We start from the raw sequence: 19,797 nt of genomic DNA on the forward strand, positions 1-19,797 counted from the left end.
CTAATGAATGCGTAACTTTTCAAAATCTGATGGAACAAATGTAGCCGCAACCTTTAGAGTCTGTCCTGAAGAAATTCAGGATTGCGAAATTACTTTAGATTTCAATAGGTCTTTACGCAGGCTGAAGCCTGCGGCTACAACTTCCCCCTTTAAAAAAGGGGGAAAAAGAGGAATTTGCATTCTGGGCGTATTAAGTGGTTCTGTATGTAAGATTAAACTTAATGTATATTGAGTATTGGTAGATAAAACAATATTGCTAATAAAATTATGAAAAAGCCTATAATATCGAAGAAAATGCCTGTTCTTACCATCCTTGTTATCGGCACCATGCCTGACCCATAAACAATAGCGTTCGGCGGTGTTGATACCGGCAGCATAAAACCATAGCTGGCGCCGATACATGCGCCCAAAGCGGGTCCCAGAGGATTAATGCCTGCGGTTTGGGCGAGGGAGATCATGACCGGGATAACCATGTTCGCCGATGCGGTGTTCGATGTGATCTCGCTGACCAGGATCCCGAGACCGATAGAGATCGCGGTTATCGAGGTTGCATTGCCGGCATGGGTGATCGATAATATCCATTTCCCCAAAGCTTCAGCCAATCCGGTCGTGAACATCAACGTGCCCAGTGCTAATCCACCGCCAAAGAGCAGTATCGTCCCCCAGTCGATCTTCACAGCATCCTGCCAGTTCATAGTAAATCGTCTTTTCCGCCAATCGACTGGAAGAACAAATAGAAGGGCAGCACCGATGATCGCCGCGACTCCTTCGGGGATATGGCTTTCATACCATTTTGAAATATTCGAACCTGATCCGGCGATTAAGGCGAAAAAACCAGGCAGTACCCACATGACGACCGTAATTGAAAAAGCGATCAGCACGTTCCGTTCGCCGGTGGTCATGGGTCCGATCGCTGCCTTTTTTTCTTTTATATACTCGTCGATCCCGGCAATGGAGCGAGTTTTTGAACGGTACATAACATTGAGAAGTACGAACAATACAAAATACATGATAATGACAAGGGGAACAGCCAGGACCATCCATTGAAAAAACGATATTCTGATGTTAAGCAGTCGGTTGATCATGCCGATCCCGATCAGATTGGGCGGCGTGCCCACCGGTGTGCCGATGCCGCCGATCGATGCGCCGTAAGCGGCCATGAGCATAAGCGCCGTCGAATATTTAAGGCTTTTCGCCGATATGTTCTTTTTGGATCTTTCTGATACCACGTGGCATAGAGAATTAATGATGCCGATGCTGATGGGGAGCAGCATCGCGGTGGTCGCCGTATTGCTGATCCACATGGATATGCATACCGCGATCAGGCCGAAAGTGAATAGGATCTTACTGGTGCTTGTGCCGATAGCCTTTACGCTGAGCAGGGCAAAGGCAATGCGCCGGTCAAGTTTGTGAAGTGACATTGCTTCAGCCAGTATGAAACTGCCGATGAACAGGAAAACGACCGGATCAGCGAACGGTGCAAAAGCCTGTTTGGCGGCTTCCACGCCGGTGATAACGGCAAGGCACGCTCCGATCAGTGCCGTGACCGGGATGGGGATCGGCTCGGTGATCCACCAGATGATCACCAGGAACAATACTGCGGCCAAACGGTTGGCCGATGGTGACAGTCCGGGTAAATGGATGAAAAAGAACGCGGCGAAAACGAGCGGTCCGACAAACAGACCAAGCGTTTTGCGTATTCGTTCGAACCGCTCTTCGGCTGGGGAGATCACTTCGATCGGTTCCATAGACTGAAATAATATTATATTATGTACAACAAAAGTCAAGGGATCGCCGGAACATAAATAAAATTGTTTCCTCCTTAGTGTCATTCCCGCGAAGGCGGGAATCCAGGACATAAAACATCTGGATTCCGTGTCCCTTCGTTTGACTCAGGACTGTTAGCAAGCACGGAATGACGGCACTGCTTTTCACTCAGTTCATTGACTTTAACTGTAATCACTATATAATAAACGCATTTAGAAAACATGCGAAAAACAAAGAAGACACTTATACCATGAATATCGGTGAGTTCGCCGCGCTGGGCACGGCCTTGTGCTGGTCGGTCGGATCGATCTTTTTTACGATAGCATCGCGCCGCATCGGTTCGACCATCGTGAACCGGCTCAGGCTGCTGCTCGCATTAATTTTTCTGTTCGGGCTTCAGCTTATTCTCCGCAAGACGGTCATGCCCTGGCAGGCTTCCACCCCGGATCTAATGTGGTTTGGCGTTTCCGGCATTATCGGGTTCGCGATCGGCGACAACTTCCTTTTTCGCGCCTTCGTGATACTTGGACCCCGCAAAACCATGCTCATTATGTCGCTCGTCCCGGTCTTTGGGGTATTACTGGCATGGTTCTTCATGCATGAGATTATCGGGCCGCTTAAGATCATCGCTATTATCATCACGCTGCTGGGGGTGGCCTGGGTGATCCTGGGGCAGAAAAATGACACGACCGGCAAGGGATCTTTTGTCGAAGGGCTGGGGATGGCGCTAGGTGGTGCCCTGTGTCAAGCCCTTGGTCTTTTGTTGTCAAAAAAAGGCTTAGCCACGGGGCTGGACGTCGTTTCCGGTAACGCGATAAGGATATTCGTTGCCGTTTTAATAGTCTGGTTCTTTTCCGCTATCAAAGGGAATACTGGTCAGTCATTCCAACGACTTACCGATAGAAAAGCCGCGCTGGGAGTTGTCGGCGGAGCCATATTTGGTCCTTTTTTTGGTGTAACACTGTCGCTAGTCGCGATCCAGCATACATATATAGGGATCGCCTCGACGATCATGGCCTTGCCTCCGATCTTCCTCATCCCTCTATCCAGGCTGGTATTTAAGGAAAAGATCACCCTGCCCGCGGTTGCGGGCACTATCGTCGCCATTTTTGGTGTTGCCCTGATATTCCTATTGCCCTCCTGAAGCTGTTTAAGAGAAGCCGCTATTGACATTTCATAAAAATTCATTAATATTATCTACACTATGAAAACTGACTTGCGGGAAGAGATAATAAGCTCGCTTAAAGGACCACTCCGCGATTATAACGAGAATTACAAGACTTTTCTTGATATCGGCAAGGAAATCGAGTTCACTCTGCAGGCAGATACTGAAATCCTGAGTGAAATCCGGCGGAAGTTTGATAATCTTTCAGCGACTGTCCAGCTAGAATTTGAGGGCACTTCGGTATTTGACCAGGAGATCAAGAACGCCAAGGACCTGTTATACCAGAGTATCGCAAAGGTCAATGAATCGGCGACCGTATCGAATGTCATCAACGAGGATCTGAGTTTTGTATCCGATATCCTTCAGAAGATCCATAATGAGGGCATGCAGCTTGATGATCTTATCAAGAATATCAATATCGTTTCAGAATCGATCGAGGTTGCTTCACGCAATGCCGGGATCACCGCTTTCCACGCCGGCACGCAGGGACGTGGCTTCGAGGTCATCGCACGGGAAATGACGGGTCTGGTCCGGAGTTCACAGGTGCCGACGCGGTTAATCCCAAATATCTCTGCCGGGATCATCAACAGCATGCTCGAACTTGGCAGCGACCTCCAGAAGATCATGGATATAGTCGCAAACCTCCATGATATTACCGATAAATTCAGTCATATTGTCAATGACCTTCTGTCATTCATCCCGGAGATCGAAGGCGGTATCAAGGGGGTGTCAGACAGCATCGCGTCACAAAAGGAATTGCACAGCATCCTGCATAAGGAGAACGACAAGCTGGCGCGACGGCTTGATGAAGTATATGCGACTGCCCGTTCATCCGCGGTCACCGAGATATACCTATCCGCGATGTTCCAGCATATTACCAATATCAAGGACGATCTGCTGAAATCGTCGGACGATTCCAGTTTCCAGTCGATCTACAATTCATTTGGCCGGGTCCTATCCGGCGCGGTTAAGAAAGAAGACAAGATGCTAAGGGGCATTTCATTGGAGACTTTCGAAAAAATAGAAACCCAGTCGTCAGACCGCGTCATTCTGCAATTTGTGTCCGAAGCGAGCCACCTGAACCAGATCATCCAGAACATCGCGAACCAGATCAAAAACTGGTCAAAGACCAACAACCTGACGATCGATGTTCTTTCCAAGGGTGTTTTATTTTACGATGATATCACGCTGATCCTGGGTACGTTGAAGAAACGGATCAGTGGCATCAAACAGTTGACCGATGAAATCAATGCTCCGCTGCAGGACCTGAAGAAGATCACTGAGCGGTCTCGGATCCTGGGTTTATATGCCGGGATCGAAAGCGCCCGGGGTGGCGAGTTCGCTTCGTCCCTCGGCGTCGTGACGCGGGAGATCAAGAGCCTGTCCCAAAAAACAACGTCATTCGTGGACCGCATCGATGAGATCGGCACTCAGATGCTGAACGATTTTGTGCAGCTTTCGGCTAACATCGGCAAGAGCATGAGCGATGTGGAGCACGGGATAAGTCTGCTTAAACATGCGATCGGCGCCGCCAACGAAAACAAGCGCGTCCTTGATAACCTCAACAACCTGTCCAATGAAATGGTTGAATCGATCGCGAACATGGTGAACCAGTGTAAAACGCTGGAGGTCAAGATAAAATCGTTCAGTGAGGATTATAAAAAGATCGGGGTTGATTTCAACCAGTACGTGAGCGCGATCCGCTCAAGCACCGACGCTTCCGAGCGGATACTCGAGGTGCTTAACGAACACGAAAAAGGCATTTCCATCCTGGAGCGCAAGGCGAAAACGCTCATTTTTTGCGAGACTGAAGATCCGCTCGAACTCGACCCGGCCAATAAGACTGATTCAACGAGCCACCAGGTCGTGACCCAGATCTTCACCGGGCTGTTAAGTTTTGATTCATGCCTGCATTTGATCCCGGGAGTGGCTGATTCCTTTGCTGTCTCAAAAGACGGCCGCACGTGGGATTTTACCCTGAAGAGGGGCGTGAAATACCATAATGGTTCGATGGTAACCGCGCGCGATGTCGTGTCCACGATCCAGCGGGTCTTACGGGGACCGAATATGAGCTTCATTGATTATGCCGATGAGGTGCTTGCGCTCGATGAATTAAGAGTACGGTTCACGCTTAAATATCCTTACCTGCCGTTCCTGGCGAATCTGGCATGCGGGGCGTGCGATATCACACCGCTTGATTTTTCCGCGAATAAACCTGTGGGGTGCGGTCCGTACAAATTTATCAGCTGGGAAAAGGGCAAAGAGATAGTGCTCGAGGCGAATGAAGAATTTTTTGACGGCCAGCCGTCTGTCCAGCAAGTCATTATAAAGATCGTTCCTGACAATAATGAATCGCTGGCGCTTTTCCAGGAAGGCAAGATCTCGCTCATGCAGTTATCAGCCAACATCGCGTCCCGGTTTAACCAGGATGAAGTCAGGACCGGACCAGTGCTGTCCACTCAGTACATTGGTATAAACATGCGGATGGAAACTCCACTCAAGGACCGGCGCGTACGCCAGGCGATGAACCATGTATTGGACCGCGATCATTATGCCAAGGATATAATGCAGAACACTGCGGTCCCCGGATACGGGATCTTTCCGCCGGGCATGGCAGTCTTCAACAGCGAGCTTGAAAGTTACCGCTATGACCTGAAAAAAGCGCGCGACCTGATGAGGGAGGCCGGACACCCGCATGGGATCGACAATACTTTTGTTCTGGACATTCGTGAAGGTCAGGAGCCCGCTCTCCGGGCCGAATACATCAAAAATTCTCTGGAAAAGATCGGCGTCAAGGTCGTCCTGAACCCGCTTCCCTGGAGGGACCTGCTCGAGAAGTCGTACAACGGTGAATCTGTGCTCGCCATGCGGGGATGGGTGTCCGATAATGGTGATCCCGACAATTTCCTTTTTCCACTTTTCCATTCGCGAAGCTTTGGACGACCGGGCAACATCACTTATTATCACAATAAAGAGATCGAGGATATGATCGAAACCGCACGTTCTGAACGCAGCGTAAAGCGCCGTCTGCAGCTATATCAAAAAATGGAGCGGATCATCGTCCATGACGCCCCCTGGATATTCTTATCGCATGGCGTTGACAGCTGGGCGGTCAGGAACGATGTCGGCGGATTCAAGGTTGATCCTTTTGGCATCGTACGCTTTAGGAATCTCTGGTGCGTGTGATGGATACGATCATAGTTTTCAGGGTCGGTGAGGAGCTTATTGGTATCGATATCGCTAAAGTCCGAGAAGTGACCGAGGTACAGGTTCCGGTCGCAGTGCCGCGCGCGCCTGACTTCTTGCTGGGATTGGTGAATGTCAGAGGAGAGGTCGTGCCGGTCCTGTCGTTACGAAAAAGGCTCGGTTTTGGCGGCGATGAACTTGGCTCGGTATTGCTGGTCGTGGACCACGAAGGGAGAGTGGCGGGTCTCAAGGTCGACGCCCTGCTAGGGACACGTAAGATCGTGGAGCGCAATATCCGCAAGGATTCCGAGCTTCTGTCGACCAAAAAGGAGAAGGATTTCTTTTTGGGCGTTTATGAAACGGACGAAAAACCGGTTCTCATATTGGATTTATCCAAGACCTTATCAAAGGAGGATACATGAGGGTTCTGATCGTGGACGATGCAATGTTCATGCGTCGTATGCTCAGCGACATACTGGAAAAAGGCGGTCACACTATCTGCGGCGAGGCGGCAACTGGAAAGGAAGCGGTTGATCAATACAAACAGCTTAAACCTGACTTGGTGACGATGGACATCATCATGCCTGACATGAGCGGCATCGAAGCTGTGAAAGAGATCAAGAAGATCGATCCCCGTGCGAGGATCCTGATGGTCTCGGCGATGGGCCAGCAAGCTCTGGTCCTGGAAGCGGTGCAAGCGGGTGCAGTCGACTACGTGGTTAAACCGTTCCAGCCTTCACGGGTGCTGGAATCGATTGAAAGGATCATAAAGAAATAGACCATGGAAAGTTACCTGGAACTTTTTATCAGCGAGACCGAGGAATTCATAAAGAACCTTAACCGCGAACTGCTTGTTCTCGAATCCGATACCAAGCGGTCATCCTCGATACTCGAGGTGTTCCGGGCATTCCATTCGATCAAAGGAATGGCACAGACCATGGGTTTTGACGACCTCGCGACGGTTACCCACCGCGTTGAAGACCTGTTGACCCCGGCAAAACAGTCAGGTGTGATCGATATTCAGCTTGTCAATTTTTTGTTCATTGTGGCGGATTTTCTTCATGAATCGGTGCAGGCGATCCGGCAGAAAAAATCGACGCCACCGGCCGGCCCTATAATACAAACCATTGAAAAACTAGCGCGCGGGGAGATCATCGACATCACAGAACAGGGTGTGTCGGCCAAAGAAATTTCCGAGATAAAAGTAAAAATGTCGAAGCTTGATAAACTATTCAATCTTACCAATGAGTTGCTTATAACAAAATCGCGGCTTTTAAAGCTCAGTCATCAGCTTGGTGATCAGGATATTATTATGACGGGAGAAAACGCTTCCCGTCTCATCAGCTCCCTGCAGGACGAAGTAATGCGCCTACGGATGATGCCCTTGTCGACCGTCTTCGAATTTTTTCCCAGATGGCTAAGGGATGAGGCAAAGCGGGAGCAAAAGGACGTTGAGTTCGTGATGACCGGCGGAGAGATCGAAGTCGACCGTTCGATCATCGATGTGCTCAAGGAACCTCTCATGCACCTGTTGCGCAATGCGCTGGACCACGGTATCGAGAACAAGGGAAAGATAACGCTCGGTGCGTATCGGGAAAAAGATCGGATCCGTATTTCCGTGACCGATAACGGAAAAGGGATTGATGCCGACGAGGTGCGCCGGCTTGCCGTGGAACGCAAGATCCTGTCCGCTGAGCAGGCGAGGATCATGCATAAAAATGACGTATACAAGATATTGGTCATGCCCAATTTTTCTACAAAGAAAGAAGTGACCGCCATGTCCGGGAGAGGGATCGGGCTTGACATCGTGAACGCCGCGGTCACGAAACTGGGCGGCCGGCTGGAGATCGCGTCCGAAAAGAGCGCCGGTTCTGCTTTCACGGTTGAACTCCCTTTAAGCCTGGCCATCGTACGAGCGATGGTGTTTACCCTGAATAAACAGCGGTTCGCCCTGCCTTTGAACTACGTGAAAGAAACCTTTTATATTGAAGAGGATTCCGTGAAAACGATTTTTCACCGGGAACTTTTTCCGCTGCGCGACGAGATCCTTCCTCTGGTCAGGGTTGGAGAACAACTCAACGGCGGCAGTACGGCCGGCAGAAAATCGGTCATCGTCGTGCAGTATCAGAATATCAAGCGCGGATTCATTATCGATGAAATAATCGACGAAGAAGAAGTCGTGGTAAAGAAACTCGATCCCTTGCTTCCCAGCACGATTTATTCAGGCAGTTCCGTCTATGCAGATGGCCAGCCGATACTCATTATTGATCCAAGGGGGTTTGAATGATAAATGCCAAGAGCCTTACTCCCGTTCAAATTGATGCTTTGACTGAAGTCGCAAACATCGGGAGCGGTCATGCCGCCACGTCATTGTCACAACTACTGGGCAAAAAGGTCATGGTGCGCGTACCAAAGATCTACACGGGCGCACTTGAGGATGTGATCCTTAGGATCGCTGATCCTAATGATGTTGTCGCTTCGGTCCTACTATATTTTCTGGGCGACCTCACCGGTCGAACGCTCTTGCTATATCCCTACGAAGATGCCCAGGAACTCACCGCCCTGTTGCTGCCGGAAAAGCAGGAAAATACGATGGAACTGCAGGAAAGCCTCCTCAAGGAAGTGTCCAACATCCTTTCGTGCGCTTATATGAACGCGTTGGGGGAGCTCCTGGGGCTCTTGATCCTACCATCGGTGCCGGGTATGATCATTGACATGGTGGGTGCCGTGCTCTCAAGCGTAGTCGTTGAATTTGGCCGGGAGAAAGATTTTATCTTCTGTATTGAAACTGAGTTCGATCTTGGTGATACACCGCGGCCGCTCCGCGCCTATTTTCTCCTTCTTCCGGATACTACAAGTCTCGAGTTGATCCTTAAAAAGCTAAACCTGGCGGACTAGCGAGCTAGCCATGATATCATCTGAGGAATACAAGATACTCAAGAGCTTCGCGGAACGAATACCCGACAATGACCCGGGAGCGCATAATAACCTTGCCGTTGTTTACTACAACAAGGGACTCTATGATGATGCCATCGGTGAGCTGGAAAAGGCTTTGCAGATCGATCCGAATTTTTTGCTGGCTCGGAACAACATGGACCTGATTCTGAAAAAGTCTGGAAAACTTGAAGACAAAGCCAAGGAATTGGGCCGCATGATCGAGACGGAACCGTTCGATGAGCACAGCACTTTGGAGCTCGCCGACACTTACAGGAAATTGAATCGTTTTTCACAGGCGATCATCTTTTATAAAAAGGTCCTGGACTACAATCCCGGTTCCTACGAAGCCCACTTTGGACTGGGGATTACGCTGCGTTCCCTGGGGAAGTACGATGACGCCCTGGAAGAGCTAAAAAGAAGCCTTGAAATAAAGATATCACCGGAAGGGTACCGATCGCTCGGTGAAGTGTACTTCAACAAAGGGGTCATCGATCTAGCGATTAAGAGCTTCCAAGAATCGATCCTCATGGATTCAGCTTCGGCCGAGGGGCACTTCCTTCTTGGTTTTGCGCTCGGTGAGAAAGGAAAACTCAAGGAAGGGCTCGAAGAGATCCACCGGGCGATCGCGATTAATCCGGCGCTCGCGCAATTCGAACCGAATTTGCCCATTGACCTTAAGGAACATAAAGGCCAGTGGGATTTTTTAAAGGAACAACTGGGGATCCCCAAAGCCTCGGTCAATGAATACCAGGCCCATTTTAATCTCGGGATAACGTATTTAAATAAGGGTTTGTTCAGCGAATCAAAGAGAGAATTTGACGAATGCCTTAAAGTCCGGAACGACCATGCGGAACTCTTGACCGCTCTTGGCGAGATCGAGATATTTTTGAATCATCTTCCCGAAGCGCGGAAGCATCTGGACCGCAGCCTGGAAATAGATTTTTCCTCCGCGCGCTCTGCCAATGACATGGGGATCGTTTTTCTGAAGAACAATGATTATGCCAATGCCGAGGTTTGGTTCAACAAGGCCATCGGCATCGAACACAATTATCCGTCAGCGGTCAACAACATCGCGGTCGTTGAATTGTCCCAGAACAAGATAGAACCGGCGATCACGCGGCTGCAGCAAGCCGTGAAGCTGGGCAGCCAGGAGGCGCGATATAATTTGGGAATGTACTACTTAAGAAAAGGCGATTATGAGCACGCCCTGAAGACCTTTAACGGCTCCACAGCAGACGATCTTTTTGCCCAGGGGCTTATTTACAGCGAAACCGGACGCGACGAGGAGTCAATCACCGCTTTCAAAGGCACCCTCAATATTGCGCCCATGTATGCAGGCGCTTATTATAACATGGGTTTTGTGCTCATGAAGGTCGGCAAATACGACGAGGGCCTTTCGTATATTCGTAAAGGGATGGAGATCGAACCGAACTTCGAAAAGGAAAAATACCGCCTGGCGATTGACTCGGATCTATATGAATTTGGACCTTATTACACGATCGCTTCCGCAAAAGAGTTGGCTGAAGCGCCGGAGCAGCTGCCGGAATTCTTCCCATCGATCGAACCCGAACCGAATACCGAAGATTTCATTAGCATGGCGGAGAACGCCGTCCGTCGTAACGAACTCGATAACGCGCTGGCCATGGTGGAGGAAGCGATCAAGCGGAGTCCTGAATCCAACCAGCCGATCATTATGAAGGCCAAGATATTGTTCCAGAACGATAACTACGATGATGCGCTTGATGTGCTCAATGCCTATAGCGCGAAACACCCCGATGACACTGAGGTCAAACAGGTGACCGCTGAGCTGCTGAAATCGGTCGGTCAACTCGAAGAAGCCAGGCAGCATTATGAAGCGCTCGCGGAAAAGCAGCCTCAGAAGGCAGAATGGCTCAGCGAACTGGCATCCCTTAATTTTACACTGGGCGCAAACGACCGGGCGCTGGATATCTATAACCGCCTTTTTGCGCTGGACAACAATAATGTGCAGACGCATCTCGGTCTTCTGAAGATCTACCTGAAAAACAATTCCAAGGATAAAGCCCTGACTCATGTGCAGTTCCTGGAGCAGCATCATCCCGACTTGTATGATGCAAATGTGTATACCGGCATTTACTGGCTTGATAATGGCGACAGGCAAAAAGCTGAAAAGTTACTGGAAAAGGCGATCGAACTTGACCATTCAAGGCCGTTGCCCTATTATCACCTGGGCTTGGTCGAAGTCCAGCACGGCGATTTTATGAATGCCTGCGATCATTGGAAAAAAGCACTACTCTTGAGCCCGGATGACGATCTAAGCGAAAAGATCACGCACTGCCTGAATATAACAATGGAAATGTTGGAATTTTTAAAGAAAGAGATCCGATGAACCGTCTTAAAAATTACTGGTCGATACACGCCCCGAGGAGGTGTTAACATAAGATGGCTGACGAACTTATCATAGATTCCAAAGCTCTGATCTTTGCGACTCTTGCCGATGTGTACTTGTCGTCAGGCATGGTCGATGAAGCGATTTCCATCCTTAAGGATGGTCTCGGCAGAAATCCCAATTATACCCTGGGCAAGATCATTTTGGGGCGAGCCTACTATATGAAGGGAAATATAGATGAGGCTTTGAAAACGCTGGAAGCCTTATACCCTGAGGCTAAAGACAGCGAGAACACGAATCTTTATTTAGCCCGGTGCCATAAGCGCATTGGTGACCTCGATAAAGCCGCGCAGTTCTACGAGATCGTCATGAAGATCAATCCGCAGAATAAGGATGCTCGTCAGGAACTCGACAGTATAGCGCCGAAACCTGCGGTTGCATCCCCCAAGGCAGAAGAGCCGGTTATCGAGACTACGAATCTGCCGCCAACTATAAAGGAAGCGGCAGTCGTTGCCGTTCCAATAATGGAAGAACCGGTTATTGTTGATAAAAAACCGCCCGTCGAAAAGATCGATCAGCCGGTCGAACCACCCGTAAAAGAGCCGGTAATCCCCATCGTAGACACTATACCGCAGGCGATGCTGCGGGAAGAGATCGATACCGAAAAAGAAACACTGGAAAGCGCACCGCCGAAAACCGAACCTCAGGCGGTGGAAAAAGAACCTCCGGTCACGGAAAAACCGACAGCTGTTAAGCCCGAACCAAAACCGACGCCCGAACCGGAATTGACCAGAGCGGAGAGAGTCGCGGAGATCGAAAAACTGCTGGGTGCGAAGGCGCCCGAGGAAGCGCCGGTCGTACCACCGCCGGCAAAGCAGGAAAAAGAGACAGCGAAAAAAGAAGAAGAAAAGGCAGAGGAAGTACCGATACTGCCCGAGATCGGGTTCGAGATCCCGACGGCAGCGGCAGCACCACCTGTCCAAGCAGCAGGTGTTTCGCCGCTCGATACGCTTAAGGAACCCATGTCGCACCTTTTGAAGCTCAAAGCAGTAAAGGGCGCGTTCATCTGCTCGCGGGACGGATTGTTGATCCAGAATTCATACGAGGCGCGCGAGGATATAGAAGAGATCGCGGCACTAATCGCGGCGATCTGCAACGAAGCCGATGATTCCTTCAAGTTCCTCAAGGAAGGTGCCATGGAAAAATGCATTATCGAAAAAGGCGACGAATCGGTCTGCGTCGTCACCGCTGGCGAATCGCTCCTGTGCATAGTCACGAAACCGGAAGCTAAACCGGGATTGGTTTTCGTTTACGCCCGCAAGATAATCGAACAGATCCGGGAAATACTCGGGTAGGAGGGGACATGAAACTGCAGGAATTGACAAAGATCCCCAAAGTTCTGGGAGCCGGCGTCGCCGGCAAGGACGGGTTCATCGTGGAAAGCCAATTCGCAGTGGGCTATGATCCGGAAAAATTCGGCGCCATGGCCGCACGGATCATGAACCAGATAAATAAAAGTCTCAAGATCGAAGCCAGTTCGATCATTCTTTATTCGCCTAATATGGTTTTTTTCGCGCGTGCGAAAGGCGATGGGATAATCTTTGCGATCGGTAATAAGGATGCCAACCTCGGCCTGCTAAAGATCAAGTTCGATAAGATCTAAAAGCGCTTCTTATTTATTTTCGAGATCGATCAGGGGATAGGTGTAGCTGTCGGGGATCTTTTGTTTTGACTTTCTGTAATTAGTAATATACTGACCGCAATTGCTGCCGATCTGATTTTCTTGCCATTCACCGATACTTAACAGCACGTCAAAACCCGCGTTCCTCAATTCATCGAGTATCACGCAATCCTGCTTGTCGGGTCTTATACAAGACCGGATATTGTTCGCTACGGCTTTGGAGGTTGGGTTCAGGGGCGTCACCTTAATCATAAAATGCCGGGGATCAAAGTATCGCCGCAGCACGTCGGGATCAACGGGCATGCCTTCCGCTAAGGCAAAATTGAGCGTGATCTTGCGTCCTCCTTCGGAGTAAAAATCGTTACCGTAGTCGGCGATATCTCTGAATTCCCATTTTTTTGCCGGAATCATCCAGTTACGCAATCCAATATCGGTCGTGTGCACGGAAAACTGCAGCTGGAAACGATCGTCATACAAGCTTTTTTTCACTGACAATAGCCGCTTGAAAAAACGGTTATGACCGGCAGGCGCGATCGTTGAAACGCAAGGCATGAGCCCGGGAGCTTCATATCTGCCCGGAAGATGCTCCAGAACATCAATGACCGCGTTGTTGAGCGCCGGCTCGCCAATCCGCGCGAACTGAACCTTGAATTTTTCAGCCGGTATGCGGTTGTCAGGATATCTGTGGCCAACCATATAATCAGTTTGAAACAGCATGTCTTCGGCAGAAAGCATGCCGTGATATGATCCTCCGGCGTCGCAGTAAGGACACTGGATCGGGCATCCATACATCGTGGATATGATCAATACCCATTTCTTATCGCGGGGGCTCGGGGGCTGTATGGCTTCAACGAATTCTATGATCTTGTCGGCACTTTTTTTTGCTAAGTATACCACGGCCAGGTCGTCACTGCCGGTTTTAGCGATCACGCGCATTGATCACACCCTCCGGTCACGTTGTCTACGCATTGTCGTCCATTTATTGTTTATTTCCATGGCTGCGCGCAGGCCGTTGCCGGTTGCGATCGCGATCTGCCGGTACCGGCCATTTTTCGCATCGCCTACAACATAGAGTACTTTTTTGCGGATCAGTTGTTTTTTCAAAACAAGCAATCGCGGTTTCATATAGGCGAGATCAGGCAGTCTGCCTAAGGCGGCAACAATATAATTTACTTTAATTAAATCGTTAAAATGCCGCAATCTGATGAGAACTCTTGTTTTATTAATATCAATTTTCATGATACACACACCACCCAAATAAACAACTCGGCGGCTTTGCAGGGCCGCCTGCCATAAAGCAGGCAGGCATTTGGCTCTTGCGCTTCGGGAAAGAATATAAACATTATTCCTTTTCTGCAGGGATAAGGCATAATCAAAAGCAGCATCACCGGCGCCGATAACGGCGACAGTCCTGCCCGAGATATGACGCAGGGGATGCACCCCGTATATTACTCGACTATCGTCACCGTGAAAAAGAGCTTTGTCCATGCGTCGGGGATAGGTGCCTGAGGCAGCAACCACGATGTCAAAAAAATAGCGTCGGCGGCTTGTTTCAAGAATAAAGCGATCGCGCGAATGATCGAGCATGGAGACTTCATCCCTAACGAATTTTACCGCGTGGCGCCTGAGTTGTTCACTTATTAATCCGGCCAGTTTAAGTCCTGAAATCCCATCGGGAAATCCCAGGTAATTATCAATTCGGTTGGCATTGAGAGCAAGGCCGCCGATCCTGTTGCGCTCGAAGAGGACCGGATCGAAACCATGGCGCCGTAATTGAAGCGCAGCAACGGCGCCCGCGGGTCCTCCGCCAATGACTGCGATCCGGGGCATAGATCCATTGTTGCGAAAGGGCTTCATCTTTTCCGCTTTAAGGAAATGAAGGCATCGATGATCTCTACAGCGCGTACGCATACGGCGAAACCGTGCGCCAGGTTGCGAATCGTGGCCATGTGAAAATCCTCATTTTGAGTCGCGGTCGCATCGACCGCGAAGAAGACCTCGAATCCCCGAACGAAAGCGGAACGCGCCGTTGTTTCGCAGCACAAGTTAGTCATCACGCCGGTGATCACAAGCTGTTTTACTCTTTTTTTTCTTAAGATACCCGAAAGGCCAGTCCTGTAGAATGCGTCGTACTGGGTCTTGGTGATCACCTGAATCCTGCGTCCGGTAGCGCCGACCGTAAGTGCCGGTGCCAGCGCGCTCAGGGTACTTTTTTCAGTGATCATGTCGTTCCACCAGCGGCTAAGCATTTTAGCGTTCTTACCGGTATTGATGTGCCGCGTGATAATGACCGGCCTTCTATTTTTTTGGAATACCGCCATCAGCTTTTTGACGGGTTTGATGATCGCCGGTGCGCTGGGCAGAAATGCATGCGAATTACTATCGGTAAAATACCGCTGCATGTCGATGACCAGCAGGGCAGAGGATCCGGGATCGAATAAGAAGGGATGTTTTTTCCGGTACGGCACTGCCCGTCGTATCATGCTCCGGGCTTTCCCCGATAGGTTGTGTTTTGTAAAATATCGTTCTTTATTCATGATCATGCTAGAGATCGATCTTTTGGCGCTGGTGTCGAGTGGTTTGTGTTTCTTAAGGCGGCGAGGATATCTATTCCCGCTGGCGTCCGTGCAGGGCGCCGTTGAACCAGTATTCGTTCCAGTAGGTTTCGCCGTTCTCTACATGAACGCTGTATTCGATCCGTCTTTCCGTACCATCAGAGTACGTGATCGTTATCACGCCCTTGCTGCGGCTGCCGTTTGCGGTCCATTTGCCAGCTGCGTTGCTTGCGTTGGCATTCCCCCAGCTGCCCTGGTCGTTCCCGCCGCCGTCCGTATAATCACCGCTGTATGAAGCTTCGTAATACTCGTAATAATTTCCGTCCGGCGCGAAGGACATCCTGGTTTCGGTATTGGTGGTGTAATTGATCCAGGTCCCGGCGAAGTTGTTCATAAGTTCAGGTGACTTAGTGACGCCGCTTGATCCGGGCGCGGATTGTTTCTCGGGCGTTTTAGTTTTGTCCTTGACAAAAGGATATGGATAACCATCCGGGAACGTGACAAAGAGGGTGTCATGGCCGAGGGCAACGGGATAATCGACCGGTCCGTATTCGCCATCGACCGTGACTATGCCGTTGGCGAGCGTGTATGCGATCGCTTCGCCGTCAAAAACAAGTTCGCTCTGCGATTTAAAAGTCAGAGCGATGGCGCCATCAGGCGTCTGGCATAGCCATGTGCCCAGGACATCTTTGTAGGTGTTGATCTCTTTGGCATTTAAAGACATGATACATGCGGCTAGACCGAATACAATACCGATTGTTTTCATGATTTTTCTCCCGAAAGGGTAAGGATTATTGAGCCTTTTGATTTTTCGTCTGATTGATGATCGGCAACCGGTTATACTTAACCGTATATTCGTCGATCAGCTTCTTGCTTTCCGCTTCGAAGTCCTGGGCGGTTTGAAAGCGAAAGAAAGATGTGATGGCAAAATCCGGATCACGTTTTTGGTAAAAACCCTCGATCGTCCGAGCAAGACTTTCCGTACCGCCGATGTAGATGATATCCTGGAGAATGTCCGATAGTTCGTAAACACCGGGATAGTCAGGCGCGTTCTTGATCTGTTCCGGTATCAGCTTTCTCCATCCACTGTCAATCGGCATGGATTATTATATAAATCAAATGCGATTAGTCAAGTATCTTTAAGAGGTCATTGCGAGAAGTCCATTCTTTTTATGTCATTGCGAGGAGTCCTGAAGGGACGACGAAGCAATCTCGAAATTTAAGATAACATCTGAGATTGCTTCGCACAAAGAGCGCTCGCAATGACACAACGACTGAGATTGCTTCGCACAAAGAGCGCTCGCAATGACAGCGGACTATGGCTTTTTCTTGCCGCCGACGTTGCCACCACCGCCGCGTGCAACGAGCACCAGGGATGCACAGAGCAGCGCGAAGATCAGTGCCGATCCCTCGCTGGCCAGAGGCCCAAGCCAACCGGCGACCGGCAGTCTATCCTGCAGATTCTTCAGAAAAGGTATGGTAAAGATCGCAGCGATCACGATGCTCGTCAGCGCGTCGCCGGCGACGAGGCCCGAAGAGTAAAGAATGCCGCTAGCTTCCCTCGCTTTGGCGGCCTGCGGCGGCATGTTCTTTCCCGTTTTTGTCAGTGCCCAGTAAATAACAGCTCCGGTCATGACCGGGACCGAAAGCGACAGGGGAAGGTACAACCCGATGGCAAACGGCAGCGCCGCGATGCCCAGGATCTCTACCGCGATCCCGATAAGAACACCCAGGCCGACGAACGTCCACGGCAGCGTCCCTGTTAGGACGCCTTTTACCACGAACGACATCAGTGAAGCCTGTGGCGCGGGCAGTTTGTCTGAACCGATCACCATCGTTCTGTTCAACAGCATCAGGACACCGCCCATGAACAGCGCGGGCGCGAGCACACCGATGAATTCAGCGATCTGCTGGTAAAAGGGCGTGGCGCCTACAAGGTATCCTGTTTTAAGGTCCTGCGACGCGTCACCGGCCATGCAAATGGCGATGCAGACCACGCTGCCAACTGACATCACGCCGATCATACCGGACATTCCACCCCAGCCGAATGCCAGAAAGATAAGGCAGGTAATGAGCAGCGTGGCAATGGTCATGCCCGACACCGGGCTGGATGAACTGCCGACAATACCGACGATTCGTGATGCCACGGTGACGAAGAAAAAGCTAAACACGACGACGATCAGAGTGCCGAAGATGTTGATCTTTGTCTGCGGAATGAGGAGCATGGCAAGAGCGACCAGGACCGCACCGGCAATGACGACGGGCATAGGCAGGTCCTTGTCGGTTCTGGGCACAGTGGCATCGGGTAGAAATTTCAGTCCCCGTGACATGCCCTTGAATCCAACCTTAAAACACCGGTAGATCACAGGGCAGGCCTTGATCAAGCTGATCATGCCGCCCACGGCGACCGCGCCGGCGCCAATATACCTTATATAATAGCTCCTTATATCCGCCGGCGTCAGCATAGAAATCGGGTCGAGAGCCGGCGGTATCGACACGGCAAGATTTTGGCCGATGAACGCGATCAACGGGCTGAGCACCAGGTAACCGACCACCGCGCCGGCAAGCATATAGGATGCGATCCTGGGCCCGATTATGAAGCCGACACCCAGCAGGGCAGGAGTAAGATCGGCACTGATCTCCATACCCTTGATGCCGGTAACGAGCCACGCCGAAGTTTCCTTCCATAATTTTGCCCCTGCCATCAACAGCTTATAAAGGGCCGATATGCCGACACCGAGAAAGACGGTCTGGGCTTTAGCACCGCCGACATCGCCGGCTACAAGTATTTCCGCGCAGGCGGTCCCTTCGGGATAGGGAAGCACCTTATGTTCCTGCACGATCAGGTAACGCCGCAAAGGAATCATGAAGAGGATGCCCAGAAACCCGCCCAGTATTGAAATCAGAATGATCGACCATGATGACGGGAAAAAATTCCACATGAAGAAAGCCGGTATGGTAAAGGCGATGCCCGCGGCCAGCGATTCGCCGGAAGAACCGATGGTTTGTACGATATTGTTCTCAAGGACAGTCCCTTTCTTGAACACTCCCCTGAGCAGCGCCATTGATATCACCGCGGCCGGGATCGACGCGGAAACTGTCATGCCCACTTTAAGACCGAGATAGGCGTTCGCCAGTCCAAATACGACGGCCAGGATAATCCCGATCACGACCGCCCGCAGGGTGAATTCCGCGACCTTTTCCCCGGGTTTTATATAAGCGCAAAATTGGTCTTTTGGCTGTTCGTCTTTTTCTGAACTGCTTTTCATAACTACAACTCCTTTTGACAATGAGACATAATTACTCTTTATTTTATATATTTCCCAGGTATTGTCAATGAAATGGTAATAATATTATAGAGATGAATTTAAAGAAACCGTATAATAGCATTTTATGACATTCTCTAAATATATACTCTTGACAAAGAGGAAGTGAAAAGTATAATTTTGTGAAAAACCATCAGTATTTTAGAAGGAGGTTTGCCATAAAATCTGAAATTAGTTTTATTGTAGTCATTACACTATTCGTGGTCATTGGTCAACCAGCCTATAGTCAGACCGAGCGTTGGGTCTACCAGTATAATGGTCCTACAGATTCCACAGATGTTGCAAATTCCGTTGTCTATGGTTCAGATGGAAATATCTATGCGGCTGGACGTAGTCAAGGCAGTGGAACTGGTGATGACTTTATTGTTATTAGTCTAAATAAGGATACTGGTGACACAAATTGGATATATAGATACAATGGACCAGGAAATGGGATGGACGTAGCTAATAAAGTAATCTATGGCACAGACAACAATATCTATGCAGCCGGCTATTGTACTGGTAGCAGTACCAGTCGTGATTTATTAGTTATCAGTCTAAATAAAGAAACTGGCGATACAAATTGGATTTATCGGTACAATGGCCCAGGCAATGGAAATGATCAAGCCAATTCCATTGTCTATGGTGCTGATGGCAACATCTATGCTGCGGGACGTAGCCAGGGTAGTGGTACTGACCTTACCCCTTAGACTGTACAGACCGTAAGTTGACTTTCCGGTGTTTTTTGATGATCTTCCCATGCTCTTTTAAATGCCTCCGGTGTCAGACCGTTTAAGGAACCATGCGGCCGGAAGGTATTGTACTCTAAACGC

17 protein-coding genes are annotated in these 19,797 nt (G+C 49.9%); 10 read left to right on the forward strand and 7 right to left on the reverse strand.

What is annotated here, in order from left to right; genetic code table 11:
• Positions 1–218: 218 nt before the first annotated feature.
• A complete protein-coding gene (locus VF399_00360) occupies positions 219–1,748 on the reverse strand; it encodes a DASS family sodium-coupled anion symporter (GenBank protein HEX7318796.1) in 1,530 nt (509 codons plus the stop codon).
• A 167-nt stretch (positions 1,749–1,915) separates the two neighbouring features.
• Between VF399_00360 and VF399_00365 the strand changes: the two genes are divergently transcribed.
• From VF399_00365 to VF399_00405, 9 genes are read left to right on the forward strand one after another with little or no spacing between them, the layout of a single operon-like run.
• Positions 1,916–2,911 carry a DMT family transporter gene (locus tag VF399_00365; GenBank protein HEX7318797.1) on the forward strand — a complete coding sequence of 332 codons (996 nt, stop codon included), beginning with the start codon at positions 1,916–1,918 and terminating at the stop codon, positions 2,909–2,911.
• A gap of 60 nt (positions 2,912–2,971) precedes the next feature.
• Complete coding sequence (locus VF399_00370; protein HEX7318798.1) at positions 2,972–6,118, forward strand: ABC transporter substrate-binding protein; 3,147 nt, start codon at positions 2,972–2,974, stop codon at positions 6,116–6,118.
• Positions 6,118–6,540 (forward strand): chemotaxis protein CheW, encoded by a 423-nt coding sequence (locus VF399_00375; GenBank protein HEX7318799.1) that lies wholly within the window; start codon positions 6,118–6,120, stop codon positions 6,538–6,540. The genes VF399_00370 and VF399_00375 overlap by 1 nt, the downstream gene beginning before the upstream one ends.
• Positions 6,537–6,896: a response regulator gene (locus VF399_00380; protein HEX7318800.1), complete on the forward strand. Its 360-nt coding sequence runs from the start codon at positions 6,537–6,539 to the stop codon at positions 6,894–6,896. Before VF399_00375 ends, VF399_00380 begins: the two co-directional genes overlap by 4 nt.
• Positions 6,897–6,899: 3 nt before the next feature.
• On the forward strand, positions 6,900–8,405 hold the full coding sequence (locus VF399_00385) for an ATP-binding protein (GenBank protein ID HEX7318801.1): 1,506 nt from the start codon (positions 6,900–6,902) through the stop codon (positions 8,403–8,405).
• Positions 8,402–9,016, forward strand: coding sequence for a chemotaxis protein CheC (locus tag VF399_00390; protein HEX7318802.1), 615 nt, complete (start codon positions 8,402–8,404; stop codon positions 9,014–9,016). The genes VF399_00385 and VF399_00390 overlap by 4 nt, the downstream gene beginning before the upstream one ends.
• A 10-nt stretch (positions 9,017–9,026) precedes the next feature.
• Entirely contained in the window at positions 9,027–11,423 is a 2,397-nt protein-coding gene (locus VF399_00395; protein HEX7318803.1) for a tetratricopeptide repeat protein, read from the forward strand.
• 53 nt (positions 11,424–11,476) lie between these two features.
• Complete coding sequence (locus VF399_00400) at positions 11,477–12,778, forward strand: tetratricopeptide repeat protein (protein HEX7318804.1); 1,302 nt, start codon at positions 11,477–11,479, stop codon at positions 12,776–12,778.
• Positions 12,779–12,786: 8 nt separating this feature from the next.
• Positions 12,787–13,086: a roadblock/LC7 domain-containing protein gene (locus VF399_00405; GenBank protein ID HEX7318805.1), complete on the forward strand. Its 300-nt coding sequence runs from the start codon at positions 12,787–12,789 to the stop codon at positions 13,084–13,086.
• Positions 13,087–13,095: 9 nt separating this feature from the next.
• On the opposite strand, the gene VF399_00410 is transcribed toward VF399_00405, so the two are convergent.
• From VF399_00410 to VF399_00435, 6 genes are all read right to left on the reverse strand, one after another.
• A complete protein-coding gene (locus VF399_00410; GenBank protein HEX7318806.1) occupies positions 13,096–14,040 on the reverse strand; it encodes a radical SAM protein in 945 nt (314 codons plus the stop codon).
• Positions 14,041–14,043: 3 nt separating this feature from the next.
• Positions 14,044–14,934, reverse strand: coding sequence for an NAD(P)/FAD-dependent oxidoreductase (locus VF399_00415; GenBank protein HEX7318807.1), 891 nt, complete (start codon positions 14,932–14,934; stop codon positions 14,044–14,046).
• A 23-nt stretch (positions 14,935–14,957) separates the two neighbouring features.
• Positions 14,958–15,641: an isochorismatase family protein gene (locus tag VF399_00420; GenBank protein ID HEX7318808.1), complete on the reverse strand. Its 684-nt coding sequence runs from the start codon at positions 15,639–15,641 to the stop codon at positions 14,958–14,960.
• A 70-nt stretch (positions 15,642–15,711) separates the two neighbouring features.
• On the reverse strand, positions 15,712–16,425 hold the full coding sequence (locus VF399_00425; GenBank protein ID HEX7318809.1) for a hypothetical protein: 714 nt from the start codon (positions 16,423–16,425) through the stop codon (positions 15,712–15,714).
• 25 nt (positions 16,426–16,450) lie between these two features.
• Positions 16,451–16,759 (reverse strand): hypothetical protein, encoded by a 309-nt coding sequence (locus VF399_00430; protein ID HEX7318810.1) that lies wholly within the window; start codon positions 16,757–16,759, stop codon positions 16,451–16,453.
• 216 nt (positions 16,760–16,975) lie between these two features.
• Positions 16,976–18,928 (reverse strand): oligopeptide transporter, OPT family, encoded by a 1,953-nt coding sequence (locus tag VF399_00435; GenBank protein HEX7318811.1) that lies wholly within the window; start codon positions 18,926–18,928, stop codon positions 16,976–16,978.
• Between the two features lie 179 nt (positions 18,929–19,107).
• On the opposite strand from VF399_00435, the gene VF399_00440 reads away from it, so the two are divergent.
• Positions 19,108–19,674 carry a hypothetical protein gene (locus VF399_00440; GenBank protein HEX7318812.1) on the forward strand — a complete coding sequence of 189 codons (567 nt, stop codon included), beginning with the start codon at positions 19,108–19,110 and terminating at the stop codon, positions 19,672–19,674.
• Positions 19,675–19,797: the final 123 nt, after the last annotated feature.

This window comes from bacterium, assembly GCA_036382775.1.
Classification (GTDB): domain Bacteria; phylum Hydrothermota; class Tepidihabitantia; order SM23-42; family JAOAFX01; genus DASVHD01.

What these genes read in the sequence shown, in the direction of transcription:
- VF399_00390 (HEX7318802.1), top strand. Translation starts at nt 8,402, where the DNA reads ATGATAAATGCCAAGAGCCTTACTCCCGTTCAAATTGATGCTTTGACT.
- VF399_00400 (HEX7318804.1), top strand. Translation starts at nt 11,477, where the DNA reads ATGGCTGACGAACTTATCATAGATTCCAAAGCTCTGATCTTTGCGACT.
- VF399_00425 (HEX7318809.1), bottom strand. Translation starts at nt 16,425, where the DNA reads ATGAAAACAATCGGTATTGTATTCGGTCTAGCCGCATGTATCATGTCT.
- VF399_00405 (HEX7318805.1), top strand. Translation starts at nt 12,787, where the DNA reads ATGAAACTGCAGGAATTGACAAAGATCCCCAAAGTTCTGGGAGCCGGC.
- VF399_00375 (HEX7318799.1), top strand. Translation starts at nt 6,118, where the DNA reads ATGGATACGATCATAGTTTTCAGGGTCGGTGAGGAGCTTATTGGTATC.
- VF399_00410 (HEX7318806.1), bottom strand. Translation starts at nt 14,040, where the DNA reads ATGCGCGTGATCGCTAAAACCGGCAGTGACGACCTGGCCGTGGTATAC.
- VF399_00385 (HEX7318801.1), top strand. Translation starts at nt 6,900, where the DNA reads ATGGAAAGTTACCTGGAACTTTTTATCAGCGAGACCGAGGAATTCATA.
- VF399_00420 (HEX7318808.1), bottom strand. Translation starts at nt 15,641, where the DNA reads ATGAATAAAGAACGATATTTTACAAAACACAACCTATCGGGGAAAGCC.
- VF399_00435 (HEX7318811.1), bottom strand. Translation starts at nt 18,928, where the DNA reads ATGAAAAGCAGTTCAGAAAAAGACGAACAGCCAAAAGACCAATTTTGC.
- VF399_00365 (HEX7318797.1), top strand. Translation starts at nt 1,916, where the DNA reads ATGACGGCACTGCTTTTCACTCAGTTCATTGACTTTAACTGTAATCAC.
- VF399_00360 (HEX7318796.1), bottom strand. Translation starts at nt 1,748, where the DNA reads ATGGAACCGATCGAAGTGATCTCCCCAGCCGAAGAGCGGTTCGAACGA.
- VF399_00370 (HEX7318798.1), top strand. Translation starts at nt 2,972, where the DNA reads ATGAAAACTGACTTGCGGGAAGAGATAATAAGCTCGCTTAAAGGACCA.
- VF399_00415 (HEX7318807.1), bottom strand. Translation starts at nt 14,934, where the DNA reads ATGCCCCGGATCGCAGTCATTGGCGGAGGACCCGCGGGCGCCGTTGCT.
- VF399_00430 (HEX7318810.1), bottom strand. Translation starts at nt 16,759, where the DNA reads ATGCCGATTGACAGTGGATGGAGAAAGCTGATACCGGAACAGATCAAG.
- VF399_00380 (HEX7318800.1), top strand. Translation starts at nt 6,537, where the DNA reads ATGAGGGTTCTGATCGTGGACGATGCAATGTTCATGCGTCGTATGCTC.
- VF399_00395 (HEX7318803.1), top strand. Translation starts at nt 9,027, where the DNA reads ATGATATCATCTGAGGAATACAAGATACTCAAGAGCTTCGCGGAACGA.